The organism is Micrococcus lylae NBRC 15355 (genome assembly GCF_001570885.1).
GTDB lineage: Bacteria > Actinomycetota > Actinomycetes > Actinomycetales > Micrococcaceae > Micrococcus > Micrococcus lylae.
In genome coordinates, this window is the sequence record NZ_BCSN01000014.1 from 1 (window position 1) to 18,834 (window position 18,834).

At 71.7% G+C, this 18,834-nt stretch carries 15 protein-coding genes and 1 riboswitch; of the genes, 6 read left to right on the forward strand and 9 right to left on the reverse strand.

From position 1 onward, the window contains the following. Positions 1 to 162 precede the first annotated feature (162 nt). Positions 163 to 777, forward strand: coding sequence for a hypothetical protein (locus tag MLY01S_RS04390; RefSeq protein WP_067189679.1), 615 nt, complete (start codon positions 163 to 165; stop codon positions 775 to 777). A gap of 75 nt (positions 778 to 852) precedes the next feature. Beyond that, complete coding sequence (locus MLY01S_RS04395; protein ID WP_067189681.1) at positions 853 to 1,188, forward strand: hypothetical protein; 336 nt, start codon at positions 853 to 855, stop codon at positions 1,186 to 1,188. 190 nt (positions 1,189 to 1,378) lie between these two features. Here the strand turns inward: MLY01S_RS04395 and MLY01S_RS12370 are convergent, their stop codons facing one another. The 8 genes from MLY01S_RS12370 to MLY01S_RS04430 form a co-directional block, all read right to left on the reverse strand. Continuing rightward, complete coding sequence (locus tag MLY01S_RS12370) at positions 1,379 to 1,531, reverse strand: hypothetical protein (RefSeq protein ID WP_157531272.1); 153 nt, start codon at positions 1,529 to 1,531, stop codon at positions 1,379 to 1,381. Between the two features lie 169 nt (positions 1,532 to 1,700). Continuing rightward, positions 1,701 to 2,465 carry a MerR family transcriptional regulator gene (locus tag MLY01S_RS04400; protein WP_209279945.1) on the reverse strand — a complete coding sequence of 255 codons (765 nt, stop codon included), beginning with the start codon at positions 2,463 to 2,465 and terminating at the stop codon, positions 1,701 to 1,703. 16 nt (positions 2,466 to 2,481) lie between these two features. Further along, positions 2,482 to 3,387, reverse strand: coding sequence for a DUF2268 domain-containing putative Zn-dependent protease (locus MLY01S_RS04405; protein WP_067189744.1), 906 nt, complete (start codon positions 3,385 to 3,387; stop codon positions 2,482 to 2,484). A 172-nt stretch (positions 3,388 to 3,559) separates the two neighbouring features. Next, positions 3,560 to 4,912 (reverse strand): RNase H family protein, encoded by a 1,353-nt coding sequence (locus MLY01S_RS04410; RefSeq protein ID WP_067189685.1) that lies wholly within the window; start codon positions 4,910 to 4,912, stop codon positions 3,560 to 3,562. A gap of 167 nt (positions 4,913 to 5,079) precedes the next feature. Further along, positions 5,080 to 5,628, reverse strand: coding sequence for a TetR family transcriptional regulator (locus MLY01S_RS04415; RefSeq protein WP_067189686.1), 549 nt, complete (start codon positions 5,626 to 5,628; stop codon positions 5,080 to 5,082). A gap of 171 nt (positions 5,629 to 5,799) precedes the next feature. Then, a complete protein-coding gene (locus tag MLY01S_RS04420; RefSeq protein WP_255218005.1) occupies positions 5,800 to 6,504 on the reverse strand; it encodes an ABC transporter ATP-binding protein in 705 nt (234 codons plus the stop codon). Between the two features lie 2 nt (positions 6,505 to 6,506). Then, on the reverse strand, positions 6,507 to 8,201 hold the full coding sequence (locus MLY01S_RS04425; protein ID WP_067189748.1) for an ABC transporter permease: 1,695 nt from the start codon (positions 8,199 to 8,201) through the stop codon (positions 6,507 to 6,509). Positions 8,202 to 8,211: 10 nt separating this feature from the next. Further along, the gene (locus MLY01S_RS04430; RefSeq protein ID WP_067189688.1) at positions 8,212 to 9,279 is read right to left on the reverse strand and encodes a thiamine ABC transporter substrate-binding protein; all 1,068 of its coding nucleotides are present in this window, start codon (positions 9,277 to 9,279) and stop codon (positions 8,212 to 8,214) included. A 71-nt stretch (positions 9,280 to 9,350) separates the two neighbouring features. Continuing rightward, positions 9,351 to 9,459: riboswitch (TPP riboswitch) on the reverse strand. Positions 9,460 to 9,610: 151 nt separating this feature from the next. On the opposite strand from MLY01S_RS04430, the gene MLY01S_RS04435 reads away from it, so the two are divergent. The 3 genes from MLY01S_RS04435 (at position 9,611) to MLY01S_RS04445 (ending at position 13,145) form a co-directional block, all read left to right on the forward strand. After that, a complete protein-coding gene (locus tag MLY01S_RS04435) occupies positions 9,611 to 11,164 on the forward strand; it encodes an AI-2E family transporter (RefSeq protein WP_245232139.1) in 1,554 nt (517 codons plus the stop codon). A gap of 182 nt (positions 11,165 to 11,346) precedes the next feature. Next, a complete protein-coding gene (locus MLY01S_RS04440; RefSeq protein WP_082739688.1) occupies positions 11,347 to 12,591 on the forward strand; it encodes an MFS transporter in 1,245 nt (414 codons plus the stop codon). 38 nt (positions 12,592 to 12,629) lie between these two features. Then, the gene (locus MLY01S_RS04445) at positions 12,630 to 13,145 is read left to right on the forward strand and encodes a hypothetical protein (protein WP_227718867.1); all 516 of its coding nucleotides are present in this window, start codon (positions 12,630 to 12,632) and stop codon (positions 13,143 to 13,145) included. A 317-nt stretch (positions 13,146 to 13,462) separates the two neighbouring features. Here MLY01S_RS04445 and MLY01S_RS04450 read toward each other — a convergent pair whose 3' ends face one another. Next, positions 13,463 to 14,404, reverse strand: a complete 942-nt coding sequence (locus tag MLY01S_RS04450; protein ID WP_067189690.1) for an endonuclease domain-containing protein — start codon at positions 14,402 to 14,404, stop codon at positions 13,463 to 13,465. 580 nt (positions 14,405 to 14,984) lie between these two features. On the opposite strand from MLY01S_RS04450, the gene MLY01S_RS04455 reads away from it, so the two are divergent. Continuing rightward, positions 14,985 to 18,668 (forward strand): bifunctional proline dehydrogenase/L-glutamate gamma-semialdehyde dehydrogenase, encoded by a 3,684-nt coding sequence (locus tag MLY01S_RS04455; protein WP_067189692.1) that lies wholly within the window; start codon positions 14,985 to 14,987, stop codon positions 18,666 to 18,668. The last annotated feature ends 166 nt before the right edge of the window (positions 18,669 to 18,834 follow it).

The window sequence follows — 18,834 nt, forward strand, 5'->3', positions numbered from 1 at the left end:
GCCGGCGGTCCATGGCCAGCCAGGAGACGGTGGACATAGGGACCGTCGTGCCGGACGGACCTCTCCTGCGTGCTGCGCAGCGCTCCTATCCTGTCCGCCCACCCTCTAGGATCGAGGTGTCCGAGCCCTGGACGCCCGCTGTGTGCCCCGAGGAGGCCTGCCATGACGAGCCCGATGACCGAACAGCAGTGGACCGACAAGTTCACCGCGGACCACGGCCGCGAGCCTACCCTGTCCGAGTACCGGGCAGCGAAGTCCGCCGGCGAGTTCAGCGAGCCCGCAGCGACGGCCGCACCGGGGACGGCTTTCCCCAACCGCCTCCGAGGCATGCCGGCCGTCTACGAGTACCTTCCGATCATCCTCGCCGGCCTCGGCGGCCTCGCCATCCTCTGCCTGTTCCTGCCCGTCCTCACCGCCCTGGGGGAGAGCGCCAACTGGTTCTCCACCGGCTTGAAGGAAGAGGGATACCTGCTGCTGGTGTCCTTCCTTTTGCTCATCGGCGCCGGGGCCCTGCTCTGGTTCAAGCGCGTCACCTGGGTGCGCATGACCACCGGCGGCCTCGCCGTGCTCGTCGGCATCTTCGCGACCGTGGACGGCTTCGCCAACATCAACCACCTCAGCAACACCCCGTGGGTCAGCCCCGGCATCGGCCTGTACATCATCGGCCTGCTCGGCCTGGCCATGATCGCCGGAGGCGTCCTGTGCTTCCTGCCGGCCGCCGAACGGCACCTCGGGCAGGGACAGCAGCGCCACGCCGTCACCCAGCCCATCGCCTGACCCAAGCCGGTCGAACCCGGTGACCTCAGCGGCGGCGGCGAGCGGCCGCCGTCGGGAAACGCAGGAGGGGAACCCATGACGCAGGACGACCACCACACCACGCCCGAGGAGTGGGAGGAGCTCAAGGCGGAGCAGGCCCGCCAGGACGCCGGCCGGAGGAAGAACCGAGGCGCGGGCGCCCGGCCCCGGAGCCTCGGCCGGGACCTCTGGGACTGGATCTGCGGCTGGGGGCTCGGGATCCTCGGCATCGTGGTGATCCTCTTCGGTGCCGCCTCCATCTCCAACACCCTGAACGGCAAGGGGCTCGTCTCCTCGGACGCCGGCAGCTACGCGATCAGCGGTGCGGCCATCGCCGTGGGGCTGTGGTGCGCGCTCGCCGCGTTCCGGCGGTGGAGCCGCTCCGGCTTCTGAGCCTGCGTTTCGCCGTGCGGCGGCCGTCAGTCGATCCCGAGCCGTGCGCGCTCGGTGGCTCCGGACGCAACACGCCCCCGCCGGCCACACCCACCACGGTGGGCGGACCGACGGGGGCGAGTGCCGTCGTCGGGCATCACCGGCGGGGAGGCCAGCGCCAGGAGACGCTGCGCCGCCGCGCCCGGAGAGTTCAGCGGCCGCGGCCGCCCAACAGCCGGCGCCAGCTGATGCCGACGCCGCGGTTGGAGACGTTGAAGATGCCGAAGCGGCGGCCGACGCGCGGGCCTCCACGGCCGACGGAGGCGGTGGTGTTCTTGCCGATGCGCTTGCCGATACGGAACATGCTGGGGTCCTTTCGTTCGAAGAATGCCTTCGAGTCGCCCACGCTACGGGCAGGCCGTCCCGCCTGGCCACCCGTGGGCGGCCGTCGGGCGGGAGGAAGCACGGAGGGGCTGCCGGTTCGAACGGGCCGTGTCAGGCCGGGCGGCGTGACGTCGGATCCTGGACGAGCGTCAGGCTGGGCTGACGTGGATCCGCAGTGCTCGGGCCGCGAACTCGGCGGCTTCGGGGCCTCCGAAGGCGGGATGGAAGTCCGGATCGGTGACGTAGAGGTCCGCCACGCCGAGCACCATGGCAGTCGCGTTGGTCGGGTCGTCGGCGCAGGTGGGAGTGCCGGGGACCTGGGCGAACCATGCGACATGCGCGGCGGCGTGGGCCTGCGCCTCGGGGCTCGACGGCCCCAGGCCGGCTGCGTGCAGCTCGCCCCAGCGAGCAAGCAGCTGCTCAGCATCGGCCTCGAACTGCTGCTGCTGGGTCAGCGTCTTGGCGTGCCACCACCGGTGGGAGACGTCGAAAGCCTCCTGGCCCCAGCGGGAGACCACCTCAGCCTCATAACGGTCGTTGAAACCCTCGAGCAGCATATCCATGCGGGGTCGGCGCCCCTGGCGACGCATCGCGATGGTGTGCTCGACCGATGCGATGCGCCGGTCCAGCGCCTCACGATCCCGGCGGAGCTGGACGAGGTGCGTCTCCAGGGCTGCCACCTCGTCGGCCTGATCGTGTTCGGAGTCGAGAACGGCGGCGATCTCGTTGAGCGGCAGCCCGGCATCGCGCAGCAGCAGGATGCGTTGGAGGCGGGCCACGGCAGTCTGACCGTAGTAGCGATAGCCGTTGGCGCCGATCCGGTCAGGGTGCAGCAGGCCGATCTGATGGTAATGCCGCAGGGTTCGGCCGCTGATCCCGGCACGCTGCGCCAGCTGCTGGACGGTCCACTCCACCACGACCCGCCTTCCCTCACTGTCCAGTCGTTGTCAGCCCCAACTGGGGCAGGGCCACGGCCACGACGTCGGCTGCGGGGACCGTCACGCACTCGGCCGCACTGCGACCCGTCGCGGACAGGTAGGCCTCGGCGATACGGGCGCCCGCCGCATAGCCCGCTCCGGTGGGCAGGCCGACCGGGGTTCCGCCGAACAGGCGTGCGCTGGCATCCCCCAGCACCCAAGCACCGAAGTCCTGCATCCCGGTCACCTCCAGCCCCTCCACGACGCGCGCGAGGATCGCGTCGCTGGTGCGGGTCTGGTCGCTGACGAAGTGAGTGAGTCCCCGCGTGCCGTAGGCCTCGGCGGCGAACAGGTCCGCCAGCCCCTCGGCCACCACGTGCTCACCGACGGTGACGGTCCTCGGATCCCACACCACACCACCGGGCGAGTAGCGCACGTTGTGGTGGAGCTCGTGCAGGGCAATGGCCTCCAGGCGGTCCAGCACCTCCGACGACGGCCAGACGGTGATCGCGATGAAGCCGCTGATCCCGCCTGAGGCCGACAACCCGCGGACCTCGTCCATGAAGTGCCTGTTGTCAGGGTCGCCCAGGACGAGCAGCACCCGAAGGTCAGGCATGCGCATGGTCGGATTGGCTGCTGACAGACGCTCCAACCCGTCCCGTACAGCACGCTCGACCCGGCCCCACGCATCGGCTTCCTCCAAAGCCCTCAGGCCTTCGAGGACCCGGTCATGTGAGGTTTCCGGTCCGAAACCGAAGTTCTGGGCATGCACCTGGGCCAGGTCCGGCCCACCCGGGATGAAGAAGTACATTCCTGCCATCGGCGCCCACAGATCACGGGCCGCCTCGTTCCACTCGTCAGGCTGGGCGTGGGCCAGGCGCCGCATGCCGACGAGGCTGTCGATCATCGAGACTGTCATGCACTCGACCGTAAACATTGACGCGACGGCAAGGTCAATCCCGGCTTTGAGCAGCGTCTCCGGTGCAGTGCACACGACGTTTTCCCGAACGAAAGCGCATCGGGACGCGACGGTTTTCCGAACGAAAGTGCGCCGGGACGCGACGGTTTCCCGAACGAAAGTGTCACGGGGGTCAGTCGGGCAGGTCGACCTCGTGGCAGCCCTCGTGGCCGATCGGCCCGCCCTCCCATGCGCGGGCGATGCGGTCCAGGCGCTGGACCTGCTCGTCGTGGCCGGTGCCGGCGAGAGTGTTGCGGGCGATCGACCGGGCCAGGGCGTCCGCCAGCTCGTTGCCATGATGGCCCACGTGCCCCTTGATCCAGCGCACCTTCACGGACTTGCCCAGCGAACAGATGTACTCCCGGATCTCCAGCAGGTGGCGAAGGGACTTGCGTACCCGGTCGCCGCGGGCACCGCCCAGCGTCAGCGGCTCGTTCACGGCGTCCCGCAGCAGGGCCAGTGCCGCCCGGGAATCAGAGTGCATCACCACGGGTCCGTCCTGCCGCCCCGCCCATGCGGCCACTACATAGCCCAGCAGCAGCGCGTCCAGTTCGGACTCCACGGGCCGGGTGGCGCCGGGCACGGTGCGGGCCGCCCACACTCCGGGCTCGGCCGTCGCCGCCGCGCCGCCGATGCGGGCCCCGCGCAGGGTGGCGCCGTCCACGAAGACGTCCGTCACCTCCGCGGGGGTGCGGCGGTCCATGTTGTGCAGCAGCTCCGGGGCCACGCGCTGCAGATAGCGCTGCACCCGCCGCCACTCGGCACGGTCCGCGGCAGTCCCCGTGGGGGTCACCGTGCTCGGGGCGTCGTCGAGACGGATGCGCAGGGAACCGAGCTCCATCACCGCGTCCGGGACGATCTCCGGCAGCAGATAGGACGAGCGCTGGGTGCCGTCAGCGGACTCGTCCAGGCGGTAGCCCACCACGTTCAGCCCCGGCGGCCCGACGGCCTCCAGCAGCCGGAGGGTCTCGGCGTCCTCGTCCGACCGCTTGTGCACGATCACCGGGTCTTGCGGATCCTGGTCCGCCAGCGCGTGCTCCCAGAAGCGGTGCAGCTCGGTGACCGGGACCATGCCGACGTACACCTCGCCGCGCTCGTCGTCCCCGAGCTCGTCCAGCACCAGGGCCCGCGTGATGTACACGATGCCTCCGCGCACCGAGAACAGGTCCAGCCGGCAACACGGGCCGAACCGGACGCCCTGGAGCAGGGCGGGCGTCTGCATCACCTTCACGCCGTCCCTGCGGGTCCGCGTCACCGGCGGCCGGGGACGGACGGCCGAGGGGCGGACCGGCGCCGGGGTGGTCAGGCGCACCGGCATGCCCCGGTGATCCACCTCGAGCCGGCGGGGGCGCGGCGGGACAGACCGGGCGGCGGGGCCGAGGAACGCGAGCGCGGGGTCGAGCAGCGCACCCTGCGAGACGGCGTCCGCCTCGCTGTGCAGACCCCGCACGGACTCGCGTGCGGGGTGAGTGCTGCGCTGCTCCATGGTTCCTTTCCCTGCCCGTCGGTCCGGCGTCCTTCTCCGCGTCCGTTCCCGCCGTGCGGTGCGGCGGAACCCCCTGTGCCGCACAAATGGTCAATCCTAGAGCCGCCGGAGCGGAGACCCCACAAGAAGACACCTGCTGTGCGTCCGCTGCGGCCCTTCGCGGGGTGCTAGCCCGGAGCCGCTCTCTCCGCCTGATCTGACCTGCCGCGCCGAGCGTGCGCCTGACAGTCCGGACCGAGCTCCACACCGAGGGCCGCGGCCTGCTCCCGCTGCTGCCGCAGGGCCGCGGCGCCGAGCATGCCGGCCAGCGCGCGCTCGCCGGAGCCCGGATCCGAGGCCGTCTCCACGAACATCCGATGCAGGGCCGAGCCCCCCAGCCCCAGGGCCAGGGAGGAGAGCACCACGTCCGCGCCGTCCCGGTGGCGCAGCAGGACGGCCTCGGCCGCCGAGGTCAGTTCCTCGAGGTCCTCGAGCCGATGGGCACGGACCGTGCGCTCCACGTCCGCGACGATCCTGTCCGCCACGCGGGCCAGCAGCGTCTGCTTGTTGGGGACATGCCAGTACAGCGCCGAGGCCTGCACCCCGAGCACCCCGGCCACGCGGCGCATGGACAGGTCCCCCATGCCGAAGTCCTGCAGGATGGTGACGGCCGCGTCCACGACCTCGTCCACGGTCAGCCGACCGCGGGGGCGAGGAGCGTCAGGAGCAGAGGTCACCCTGCGAACATATCCGAGCCACCCGAGGACCGGGAGGTTCGGCGGCTGAACTTTCGCTGGATGCGTAACAGGACGCAGGCGACACCGCCAGGACGCAGGCGACACCGCGGCGCCGCAGCCCGCCGGCGCCGCACCCCGGCACCCCCGCCGACGGCCGCTGCCGGCGACGGCTCAGACCACGGTGAGGGAGCCGTCGTCGTGCAGGCGGACCACCCGGTCCGCGAGGGCGGCGGCCTCCTCGCGGTCATGGGTGACGTGCACGGCGGTGGTGCCGGTGGCCTTGAGGATCTGCCGGATGTCCGCGGCGAGGCGCTCGCGCAGGTCACGGTCCAGGGCGGAGAGCGGCTCGTCCAGCAGCAGCACCCGCGGGGACGGGGCCAGCGATCGGGCCAGGGCCACCCGCTGGGCCTGACCGCCGGAGAGGTTCTGCACGGGGCGGTCGCCGAAGGCGGCGAGGTCCACCAGCTCCAGCATCTGCGCCACCCGGTCCTGGCGTGCGGCCCGCGGCACCTTCGCGGACTCCAGGCCGTAGGCCACGTTCCGTGCCACCGAGCGGTGTGGGAACAGCTGGCCGTCCTGGAAGACCATGCCCACCCCACGCCGGTGGGTGGGCACACCGGTGACGTCCTGGCCGTCCAGCAGGATCCGCCCGGCACTGACGCGCTCCAGGCCGGCGATGCCGCGCAGCAGAGTGGACTTGCCGGAGCCCGAGGCGCCCAGCAGCGCCACGATCTCGCCCGGGGCCAGCGCCAGGTCCACCCCGGACACCGGCGCGGTGCCGTCCGGGTAGGACACCGTCACGTCCTCGAGCGTCAGGCCCGCACCGTGCTCCATGCCCATGCCCATGCCCATGCCCATGCCCATGCCCACGCCCATGCTCACCATGCTCCTCCCGTCCCGGCGGCGCCGCGCGGACGCAGCCTCTCGCACACCACCATCACGGTGGCGGTGACCAGGGCCAGCACCACCGCGCCGGCCAGGGCCATCCCGTAGTTCTCCGCCCCCGGACGGCCCAGCAGCTTCACCACCACGATCGGCAGCGTCTGATAGTCCGGGCTCGCCAGGAAGCTGGTGGCCCCGAACTCGCCCAGGGACACCGCGAACGCGAAGCCCGCGGCCAGGCCCACCGCCCGCAGCAGCACCGGCCCGTCCACGGTGAGCAGCACCCGCCAGGGGCCGGCGCCGAGCGTGCCGGCGGCTTCGCGCAGCCGGTGGTCCACCGCGCCGAGCACCGGCACGAGCGTGCGCACCACCAGCGGCAGCGCCACCACGGCCTGGGCCAGCGGCACCAGCGCCCCGGACTGGGCGAGCTCCCGGAACTCCAGCTGCAGGGACACCACGAATCCGAAGCCCACCGTCACCGCGGAGACGCCCAGCGGCAGCATCACCGCGCCGTCCAGCCAGCGCTGGGCCCGCCGTGCCGCGGCGGAGTGGAACGGGCGGGTCAGCAGCAGGGCCAGCGGGATGCCGGCCAGCAGGGTGAACACGGTGGCGTCCCCGGCGATCTTCACCGAGTGCTCCAGCGCCTGCAGCACCGTGGTGCCGCCGGCGAACCCAGCGCCCGAGCTCTCTGCGAGCAGCCGGTAGTTCCGCAGCCCCCAGCCCTCGCTTGAGTGGAACGAGCGGACCAGCAGCGAGCCCAGCGGCAGCAGGATCAGCGTGGCCGCCAGGGCGGTGACCAGCGCCGGCGCCCAGTCACGCCGTCCCAGCGGCACCGCGTACGCGTCCCGGATGCGCAGTGCACGCACGGTCCTGGCGGAGGCGGCGGAGGACAGCCCGATGGCCGCCAGCACCACCAGCAGCTGCAGCACAGAGAACACGGCGGCCACCCGCAGGTCCAGGTAGACCGAGGTCTGCACCCAGATCTCCGTCTCCAGGGTGCCCACCCCGGGGCGGCCGAGCGTCTGGACGATCCCGAACGCCGAGCAGCAGAACAGGAACACCAGCGAGCCCGCCGAGGCGATCGCCGGGCCCAGCTGCGGCAGCGTGACCGTGCGGAACACCCGCCACGGGGACGCCCCGAGCGAGGCCGCCGCCTCCGCCTGCCGCGGGTCCAGCACGGACCACAGCCCGCCGACCTGGCGCACCACCACGGAGACGTTGAAGAACACCATGGCCAGCACCACCGCCGTGGTGGTCTGGTCCAGGCCGAGGAACCCGAGCGGCCCGCCCGGGGCCAGCAGGGCGCGGAAGGCCACGCCCACCACCACGGTGGGCAGCACGAACGGCACCGTCACCACGGCGCGCAGCGCGTCCCTGCCCGGGAACGTGCGCCGGTAGAGCACGAAGGCCGCCGGCAGGCCCACGGCCAGGGACAGGGCCGCGCCGGCCGCCGCCATGCCCAGGGTGTGGCCGAGGATCCGCCAGGTGCGCTCGCGGCCGAGGACCTCGCCGAAGGCGGTGAGGTCCAGGGCGCCGTCCGCGGTGACGCCCCGCAGGAACATCGCGCCGACCGGCCACAGGAAGAAGACCGCGAGGAAGGTCAGCGGCAGGACGGCGGCCAGCAGCCACCAGGCGCCCAGCCCGTCTCCGGACGGCCGGGCGCGCGGCCGCCGCTGAAGGACGGACGGCAGGCTCACGTGCTCAGCGGTCCTCGCGCAGGGCGGTGAAGTCCTTCAGCCACTGCTCGCGGTGCTCTGCCACGGCCTTCGGGTCCGGGGTGATGGGGTCCTCCGCCATCTGCGCGTTCTCCGCCCACTCCTCGGGCAGCTCGACGGACTCGTCGATCGGGTACATGTACATGGACTCCGGGAACGCCTCCTGGAACTCCTCGGACAGCATGAACTCGATGAACGCCTGGGCGCCCTCCGGGTTCTGCGCGCCCTCGACCACACCGGCGAACTCGGTCTGCGGGGTGCAGGTGCCCTCCACGTTGCCGGTGGTCGGCGCGTAGGCGGGGGAGGAGGAGTAGGAGAGCACGAGCGGGAAGTCGCCCTCGCCGTCACCGCCGGAGAAGTCGGTGTAGTAGGCGTCGGACCAGGAGGAGGCCACCTTGGTGCCGCCGTCCAGGGCCTTCGTCCACCAGTCCTGCCAGCCGTCCTCGCCCTCGGCCTCCACGGTGGCGGCCAGGAAGGCCAGGCCGGGGGAGGAGGTGACCGGGTCGGTGACCACGAGCAGCTCGGCGTACTCCGGCTTCGTGAGGTCGTCGAGTCCCTGCGGCTCGTCCATGCCCTTGTCCTCGAACCACTCGTGGTCCACGTTGACGCAGACCTGGCCCTGGTCGATCGGGATCATCTTGCCCTCCACCACGCGGTCCTTCGCCGACTCCGGCAGGCCCTCCGGCGTCACATCCGCCAGGACGCCGCCGTCCACGAGGGTGTGGGTGGAGTGGTCCTCCACGCCGTAGACGCCGTCCACGGTGGGGGAGTCCTTCGCCAGCAGCAGCTGGTTGACCACGGTGCCGGCGTCGCCGGGGGCGGTGGTCTTCAGCTCGTAGCCGGTCTCCTCGGTGAACTTCTCCAGCAGCTCCTTCGGGGGCTCGAAGGAGTCGTGGGTCATGATGGTGACCGTCTTCTTCGGGGCGTCCGAGCCCTGCTCCTCGGAGGATCCCCCGCCGGTCTGGTCCGCCACGGAGCAGGCGGACAGGGCCAGGACGGCCAGGGCGGACAGGCCGAAGGCGGCCGTGCGGGAACGGGCAGTGGTGTGGGACATCGTCTGTCTCGGCCTCCTGTGGTGCGGAGGGGCCCGGGCGCCCACACCCGGACGGGGCGCGGAGCATCCGGGTTGAGAGGTTCTCGACTTCCTTCGCCGGTGCGAGCCGGAGCAGGTTCGAGGGTCTGCGCATCGGGCGCACTCTCAGCGCCCCGTGCGGGCGCTCCCCTGTCGATGTGCGCCCCACCCTACCGGCACCGGCGGTGCAGCGGGAAATGCCGGTCACGGGCCGTCGTCGGGAAGGAGACCGGGCGCGGTGCGCCCGTCATCCTGAGGCACGACGACGGCTCCCTCGCCTGGCGCGTCCGTCTCGCCCCGTACACTGCCTGACGTGAACGAGGCCACTTTCAGCGCGCGCGACGACGCGGCGCATGACCACCGCGTGCCGGGCGCATCCCACCCGGCGGGCGACCGTGCGCGTCGGCAGAGGATCCGATCCATCGAGTCCGAGTGGAACACCTCCCGCCCGCACCGGCTCTGGCCGCGGATGCTGGTGCTGGTGCTCATCGCCGCGGGCCTGGTCATCACGGTGGAGTTCGTGCAGGGCCTGTCCCAGATCATCGCCCCGGTCTTCCTCGGCCTGAACTTCGTGGTGGTGGTCTACCCGGTGCAGGCGTGGCTGACCCGCCGCGGCCTCCACCCGGTGTTCGGGGCCACCGTGTCCGTGCTGCTGGTGGCGGCGGTGTTCTGCGCGTTCGTGGGCCTGCTGTTCTGGTCCATCCTCGAGCTCGTGGACGCCCTGCCGCAGTACACCGGCGAGGTGCAGGCGCTGGTCGTGGACGTCAGCGACCAGCTGATCGCGTGGGGCCTGTCCCCGGAGGCCGTCCAGCAGCAGGTGAACGGGATCGACTGGAAAGACGTCTCCGGCGCCGCCGTGTCCACGCTGACCGCCATCGCCACGAACACGTGGGCCGTGTTCGGCCTGCTGCTGACCGTGGTGATGTCCATGTTCTTCCTGGCCATGGACTCCATGGGCGTCGAGCGCCGCGTACACCTGCTCAACACCGCCCGGGACGAACTCGGCGACGCGCTGATCGCCTTCGCTCAGGGCGTGCGCCGCTACTGGTTGGTGACCACCGTGTTCGGCCTCATCGTGGCCATCCTGGACGTGGTGGCCCTCATGATCATCGGCGTCCCGCTGGCCCTGGTGTGGGGTGTGTTCAGCTTCCTCACCAACTACATCCCGAACATCGGCTTCGTGATCGGCCTGATCCCGCCGGCCCTGCTCGGCCTGGTGGAGGGCGGCTGGCCCGCCTTCTTCGCCGTGGTCATCAGCTACTCCGTGCTGAACTTCGTGCTGCAGTCCATCATCCAGCCGAAGGTCGCCGGAGACGCCGTGGGCGTCATCCCCACCGTCTCCTTCATCTCCCTGCTCTTCTGGGCCTGGGTCCTGGGCCCGCTCGGCGCGATCCTCGCCCTGCCCGCCACCCTCCTGGTCAAGGCGATCCTCATCGACGCGGACCCGCACGCCAGGTGGCTCAACGTGTTCATCGCCGCGGACCTGAAGGGCATGGAGCGGTTCCACCTGCCGAAGCTGCTGCAGCGGCGGCAGAAGGAGCAGAAGGCGAAGGACAAGGCCGTGGCGGAGGCCGCGGAGAAGGAGCGCGTGGCCGCCACCGGCGGTGCCGAGGGGCAGGCGCCGCCGGAGAAGGAGCGCATGGCCGCGCAGGCGGAGGAGCACCGCGTGGACGCGCAGAAGGACTGGATGGCCGCCGAGCAGGAGGCCGTGGCCTCCTCGCCCGACACCCCCGTGCAGCCGGTCGCCGAGGCTGTGGCTCCCGCCGAGACCGACGCCGCCACCCACGCCGATCTGCGCCGGGGCACCGAGCTCGAGGACCACGTCGTCCGGGACGTGGACGACGACCCCGGTGCCCGCAAAGGCTGAACCGCTCCGTGCACGCTGAACGGAACCGGGCGGAGAGCCAGAAGCCTGCGGCCCCTCGAACGGAGCCTCGTCGGGAGGGCGCCCGGCGGAAGGGTGCCGGCCGGCAGGATGGTCGGCAGTCCGGTGCCGGTGCCGCCGGGCGGCGCCGCGGTGGGGGACTGCTGTTCGTCCTGGTCAGCATCATGGCGGCCGGACCGCTGCTGAACTACGGCGTCTCCGCCTCCTCCGCCCTGGTGGTCGAGCGCCTCGGCATCAACGACGGCCTGCTTGGCAGCATCGTCTCAGTCGTGTTCGTCTCGGCCGCCGTCACCTCGCTCTGGCTCGGCCGCCTGGCAGACCGGCTGTCCGTCCGCGCCCAGGTGGCGATCGTCTACGGCGGCTCCGCCCTGGCCCTCGTGGTGGCCGCCTTCGCCCAGCAGTACGCCCTGCTCCTCGTGGCCGCCGCCCTCGTGGGCCCGACCCAGGCGATCGCCAACCCGACCACCAACCGCATCATCCTGGCCGAGGCCCCACCTGGGCGGAAGACCAGCTGGATCGGAGTGAAGCAGTCCGGCGTGCAGGCCTCCCAGCTGTTCGCCGGACTGTTCTTCCCGGCCGTGGCCCTGGCCTTCGGCTGGACCGGTGCCGCCCTTGGCGCGGCCTGCGTGACGCTGCTGCTGTGGCTCATCGCCGAGGTCGTCCTCGGCCGCGCCGCGGGCGCCGCCCCGTCGGAAGGCGAGGCCTCCGGGAGGAAGGTGAGGGGCCGCCGTCGCCAAGGGCGTCCGGACGCCGCGGAGAAGGTGAGGGCACCAGACGCGGTGAAGGCGACGACGTCGTCGGCAGGCCGGGGAGCGACGCGCGCTGCGGAGCGGCTGCCGGCCGAAGTGTGGCTGACGGCGGCGATCGCGTTCCTGAACGGCCTCGGCACGCAGAGCACCAACGTGTACCTGGCGCTGTTCGCGGTGCGCGAGGTCAGCTTCGGCGTGACCGCCGCAGGCATGGCGGTGGCCGTGGCCGGCGTCGTCGGTGTGGTCTCCCGCGTGATGTGGGGACGGCGCATGGACGCCGGGGCGCGGCCGACCACGCTGCTGATGATCATCGGGCTCGGAGCGATCGGCTCCACCGTGCTGCTCGTGCTGGCCGGCACGCTGCACCAGCCGGCCCTCGTGTGGGCGGCCGCGGCCATGCACGGCATCTCCGCGCTCGGCACGAACGTGGTGCTCAACGCCTTCCTGCTGACCCTCGTGCCGCGGGAGCGGATCGGCGCCGCCTCCGGCGTGAACTCCATGGGCATGTTCGCCGGGTTCTCGCTCGGGCCGATCGTCATGGGCGCCGTGCTCGGGGCCACCGGGCACTTCACGGTCGGCTGGTGGGTCATGGGCGGGCTCTACGCGTGCGGAATCCTCGTGGTGCTGGTGCTGCGGGCCCGCGTGGGCGGCCGGGCCTGAGACCCGGGGGCCTGTGTGGCAGGCGTAGGATTCCGGGCATGAGTGCAGAGTCCCTCACCCGGTCCGGTGTCCGCCGCCTGTTCGCGGACACGGCCGGCGGACCGCGCGGCGGACGTGCGGTTCTGCTGCTGGTCCCGGGCCTGTGGCTGGGCCTGCTCACCGGCATCTCTCTGATCGAGGCGCCGCTGAAGTTCACCGCACCGGGGATCACCATCCCACTGGGCCTGGGCATCGGCCGCCGCGTGTTCCTCGCCATGAACATCGTGGAGTTCGTGCTCGCCGTGCTCCTGGTGGTGGCCCTGCTGAAGACCGCAGGGCGCCCGGCGCGCCGCCCGCTCTGGGGGTGGACCGCCGGAATCCTGGCGGTCTATGCCGTGAAGGTGCTCGTCATCCGGCCGATCCTCAACGTGCGGACCGACGCCGTCCTCGCCGGTCAGTCCGCAGGTGGCTCCATGACACATCTGTTCTACGTCGCAGCGGACGGTGCCCTCATTGTTCTGCTGGTCGCCTTGACGGTCACCGCTGTCCGGGGCCTGCTGCCGGCCGAACGCTGACCCGGTGAACGCCGATCCGGTGAACGTTGATCCGGTCAACGCTCACCCGGCGCACCCCGACTCGCCGAACCAGAAGGTCTGGCTACTTCACGAGCCGTCGAAGTGGCCGTTTGTTCTGGTTCGCCGTGCCGGACGACATGGTTTGGTGTGCCGAGCCAGAAGAAATGGTTGGTTCGCGGCGGCCTGAAACGGCCGTTTGTTCTGGTTCGCCGTGGCGGACTCTCTGGGTCGTCGTGGCATCCCCAGCACGCTCAGGGGCGACGATCAGAGCGGCCTGCGAACGGCGCCAGGCGGCGAGGGGCGCCGGGCGGCGAGACTCAGGCGCCTCGACTGGCGAACGCCGCGGCCAGGTCCGCCATGAGCGCCAGACGTCCGTCCTTGGTCAGTGCCGAGCCGGCGACGCGGATGACGATCCATCCCTCCGCCTGCATCCGGCGGTCGCGGTCGATGTCCTTGCGGAACTGCTCTTGGCCCCGGTGGTGGTCACCGTCGTACTGGATGCAGATCTTGAGTTCTTCCCAGGCGAGGTCAGGACGCACCAGGCGTCCGTCCGTGAGACGGATCACCGGGTTCACCGCAGGCTCGGGGAACCCGTGGTCCACAGTCATGAGACGGACGCGGGTCTCGGGGATCGAGTCGACGCCGGAGCGCACCGACTCCCATGCTTCTCTCGCGAGACGGACGCCGCGTCGGCCGCGGCGATCGGTCATCGCCTGAAGGACCTCGGAGGGTTCGGCGAGTGGGAACTCGAAGCGGGAGTTCTCGGCGCCGGGGCCGTCTGCGCGCTGGCGCAGGCTGTCGCCGCAGGCCACCAGGTCGTCGAGGAACCGGGTCTGTCCTGCCAGGTCGACCCAGGTGTGCGCCGGCGAAGTCAGCCGTATGCCGTCGACCTCGGTGATGCCGGCAGTGCTCTTCAACTCGTGACCCTTCACCCCGATGCGGCGCGGGGTCCCGCCGTCGTCGCGGTGCCGAGAGAGATGGATGTCGTCATTGCGCGGCTCCAACGTGCCTGGCAGCCACATGCCCCAGAGGGCGGCCGCTGTCCAGTGGGTGGCGATCGATCCGGGGGAGAGCCGCTGCAGGAGCCGGACCTGGTCTGCGAAGCTCGGCGGGCAGTCTGTGCGGGAGCGAACACCCCAGTAGGGGCTGACGAGGTCGCCGGCGCGGAGCCGGTTGCGGCGGACGTCGAGCGAGGTGGCCTCGGCGACGGTGAACAGGGACGGCAGCGAGGCAGGCAACGGGGTGGAGAGCATCGGCATGTGGCCAGCGTGGTTCGAGGCCGCTGTGCTGTGGGCGTCGCAGGCACATTCTGTGGAGGGAACCGGCAGGTCGGTCCGCTGTGGAGGAGAGGAAACGGTTCGTGGACCGTGATGAGGGCGAGGACGACGTGCGCGTGCAGCGTGTGCCGGTGGCGCGCGTCCCAAACGCTGAGACGGCATGGCTCGCCGCGCTGAGAGGGCAGGCCCCGCGCCCTGTGACGGTGCCTCATTGCCCTGGGCCAATGTCTCTGGCTCGGCGAACCAGAGAGTGTGGCCCCTTGGGCCTGCCTGCAAGTGACCGATTCCTCTGGCTCGGCGCACGGGGCTCGCTCCTCTGACAGCGAGCCAGAAGAAATGGCCCCTTCAGCACCCCGTGAAGTGGCCGAAGTCTCTGGCTCGGCGAACCAGAAGGAATGGCCGCTTCAGCGCCCCGTGAAGTGGCCGAAGTCTCTGGCTCGGCGAACCAGAAGGAACGGCCCCTTGAGCCCGCCCGCAAGTAGCCGAAGTCTCTGGCTCGGCGGCACGGGTCCCGGCGCCCACCGAATTGCCCCGTGCCGCCGGTTCCGGACACAGTGGGAGCATGACCGAGACCTTCTCCGCCCAGGACCACGACGACCTCGACCGCCTCCTCGACGCCACCGGAGGCATCCCGGACCCCGCCGACCTGCACGACGCCGCGGACGCCGCCATCGAGCAGGTCCGCACCTGGCTGACCGAGGCCCGCGGCCACAAGGCCGACTTCGCGGCCACCCAGCTCGCCGGCGCGCTCAAGGAGCCGGGCGGCCTGGACTTCATCGTGCGCTTCGTGGACCACGTGGTCCGCCCGGAGGACCCGGCCATCGCCGCCCGGGCCCTGCGTGAGCTCGCCCAGGAGTCTCCGCAGTTCCTGCCGCCGGCCCTCAAGGCCGTGTTCGGCGTCGGCGGACGCGTGGCCCCGATGGTCCCGCACGTCGCGGTGCCCACCGCGCGCCGCGTGCTGCGCCAGATGGTGTCCCACCTGATCGTGGACGCCCGGGACAAGCAGCTCACCAAGGCCATCGCCTCCCTGCGGGACGAGAAGACCCACCTGAACATCAACCTGCTCGGCGAGGCCATCCTCGGCAAGGGCGAGGCCGACCGCCGCCTCGAGGGCATCGCCGACCTCGTCCGCCGTGACGACGTGGACTACGTGTCCGTGAAGGTCTCCGCCGCCACCGCCCCGCACGCCCCCTATGCGTTCGACGAGGCCGTGCAGGAGATCACCGAGCGGCTCACCCCGCTGTACCTGTTGGCGAAGGAGAAGAAGACCTTCATCAACCTGGACATGGAGGAGTACCGCGACCTCGACCTCACGCTGAACGTCTTCACCGAGCTGCTCTCCCAGCCCGAGCTGAAGGACTACCCGGCCGGCATCGTGCTGCAGGCCTACCTGCCGGACGCCCTCGCCGCGATGATCCGCTTGCAGGAGTGGTCCGCCCGCCGCGTCGCCGACGGCGGCGCCCCGGTCAAGGTCCGCGTGGTCAAGGGGGCGAACCTGCCGATGGAGCAGATGCAGGCGTCCCTGATGGGCTGGTCCCTGGCCACCGTTCCTTCCAAGCAGGAGGCGGACACCAACTACAAGCGCGTCCTGAACTACGCCCTCACCAAGGAGCACGTGGAGAACGTGCGCATCGGCGTGGCCGGGCACAACCTCTTCGACGTGGCCCTGGCCCACCAGCTGGTCAAGCGCCGCGGCCTGTCCACCGAACAGCCCAGCGGCGTGGCGGAAGCCGGCGGCATCCCGCCGGAGGTCGAGTTCGAGATGCTCCTGGGCATGGCCACCGGCCAGGCCGAGGCGGTCAAGAAGGACGTCGGCTCCCTGCTGCTCTACACCCCGGTGGTGAAGCCCGGCGAGTTCGACGTAGCCATCTCCTACCTGGTCCGCCGCCTGGAGGAGGGCGCCTCCTCCGAGAACTTCATGTCCGCCGTGTTCGACCTGGACTCGGACCCGGAGCTGTTCGAGCGGGAGAAGCACCGTTTCCTCGCCTCCCTCGAGCAGATGGACACCGAGGTTCCGGTGCCCTCCCGCGGCCAGGACCGCTCCCGCCACGTCGACGGGGACACCCCCGCCCCCGTGGACGGCTTCGCCAACACCCCGGACACGGACCCGTCCCTGCCGGGCAACCGCGCCTGGGCCCGCCGGATCCTCGAGGCCATCCCGCACTCCACCCTCGGCACCGAGGCCGTGGACGCCCACCGCGTCACCACCGCCGCCGGCGCCGAGGACGCCATCGCCCGCGCGGAGAAGGCGGGCAACGCCTGGCGGAAGCTGACCGGCGAACAGCGCGCCGAGGCCCTCGACTCCGTGGGCCGTGCCCTGCACGCCGCCCGCGCCCGCCTGCTCGAGGTCGCCGGCTCCGAGACCGGCAAGGCCCTGGACCAGGGCGACCCCGAGGTCTCCGAGGCCGTGGACTTCGCCCACTACTACGCCCGCCTCGCCCGGGGCCTGGACCAGGTCGAGGGGGCCCGCGCGATCCCCGTGAAGCTCACGCTCGTCATCCCGCCGTGGAACTTCCCGGTGGCCATCCCGGTCGGCGGCGTCATGGCCGCCCTGGGCGCCGGCTCCCCGGTGGTCTTCAAGCCCGCCCCGCAGTCCGAGCGCACCGGCGCCGTGGCCTGGGAGCACATCATGGAGGGCCTGCGCGCCTCCGAGGCGTTCGCGGCCGACGGCCCCATGGCCGGCATCGACCCCGAGGACCTCGTCCGCCTGGTCACCATGGCCGACGAGGACGAGAAGGAGGTCGGCACCGCGCTGGTCACCCACCCGTCCGTGGAGCGCCTCATCCTCACCGGCGGCTACGAGACCGCCCAGCTGTTCAAGTCCATGCGCCCGGACCTGGACCTGCTGGCCGAGACCTCCGGCAAGAACGCCCTGATCGTCACCCCGTCCGCGGACCTCGACCTGGCCACCGATGATGTGGTGAACTCCGCGTTCGGCCACGCCGGCCAGAAGTGCTCCGCCTCCTCCCTGGTGGTGCTCGTCGGCTCGGTGGCCACCTCCGAGCGCTTCCACCGCCAGCTCCTGGACGCGGCGCGCTCCCTGCACGTGGCCTACCCGGACGACGCCCGCGCCCAGATGGGCCCGGTCATCGAGGAGCCGGGGGAGAAGCTGCGCCGCGGCCTCACCCAGCTCGAGCCCGGCGAGTCCTGGGCCCTGCAGCCGAAGCAGCTGGACGAGTCCGGCCGGCTGTGGAGCCCAGGCATCCGCTACGGCGTGAAGCCGGGCAGCCACTCCCACCTCACCGAGTTCTTCGGCCCGCACCTGTCCGTGATGACGGCCAAGGACCTGGAGGAGGCCGTGGAGATCGTCAACGCCGTGGACTTCGGCCTCACCTCGGGCCTGCACTCGCTGGACCCGGACGAGATCGACTACTGGCTGCAGCACGTCCGCGCCGGCAACCTCTACGTCAACCGCGGCATCACCGGCGCCATCGTGCGCCGCCAGCCGTTCGGCGGCTGGAAGCGCTCCGTGGTGGGCGCCACCACCAAGGCCGGCGGCCCGCACTACCTCCACGGCCTCGTGCACTGGGAGGACGCCCCGACCTGGCTGACCAACCCGGAGTCCTCCTCCGGCGCCGACGGCGAGCCGAACGTGGACCCGTCCTGGCTGCACACCGCCCAGAAGCTGGACGAGCAGACCTGGACCACCGTCTTCGGCCCGGACCAGGACATCTCCGCGCTGCGTGCCGAGCGCAACGTGCTGCGCCACGTGCCGACCCCGGTGCTGGTGCGCTGGGAGCACGGCCCCGCCGAGCACCTGCTGCGCGTGGTCTCCGCCGGCCTGCGCGCCGGCGCCCCGATGACCGTCTCCATCAACCCGGTCCCGTCCACCGAGGAGGGCGACGCCTCGAACATCTCCTCCGAGGGAGTCCGCGGCCAGGTGGAGCAGCTGCGCCGCGAGTTCCAGGGCACCGAACTCGGGGCCCCGGTGGACATCCACGTGGAGCCCACGGGCGAGTTTCACCGCCGGGCACAGCAGCTCGCGGAGGTCCCGCCGACCGCCGAGGGCGGCGGCGACGCCCGCATCCGCCTCATCTCGGACTGGGTCGGCGACCGTGCCGGCGCGCTGGCGGCGAAGCGTGCCCTCCAGCACGCGCTGGGCGGCACCCCGGACGTGGCCGTCTACGCCGGCCCGGTGGTCTCCGCCGGCGAGGTGGAGCTGCTGCCGTTCGTGCACGAGCAGGCGATCTCCATCACCGCCCACCGCTTCGGCACCCCGGACCACCTCACGGACGGGATCCTCTGATCCGCACGGATGATCCGGCCGGCCGCGGGCCGTCTCCCTCCCGGGAGACGGCCCGCGGCGGGTCTCGGGGCGCCTGCGGTGCTGCCTGCTCTCCGCCCTGCGGCGGGCCGGGATGAGCTCGCGGCTCGGTGCGCCTGCGGTGCCGCCCGTGCCGCGTCCGGGGGAC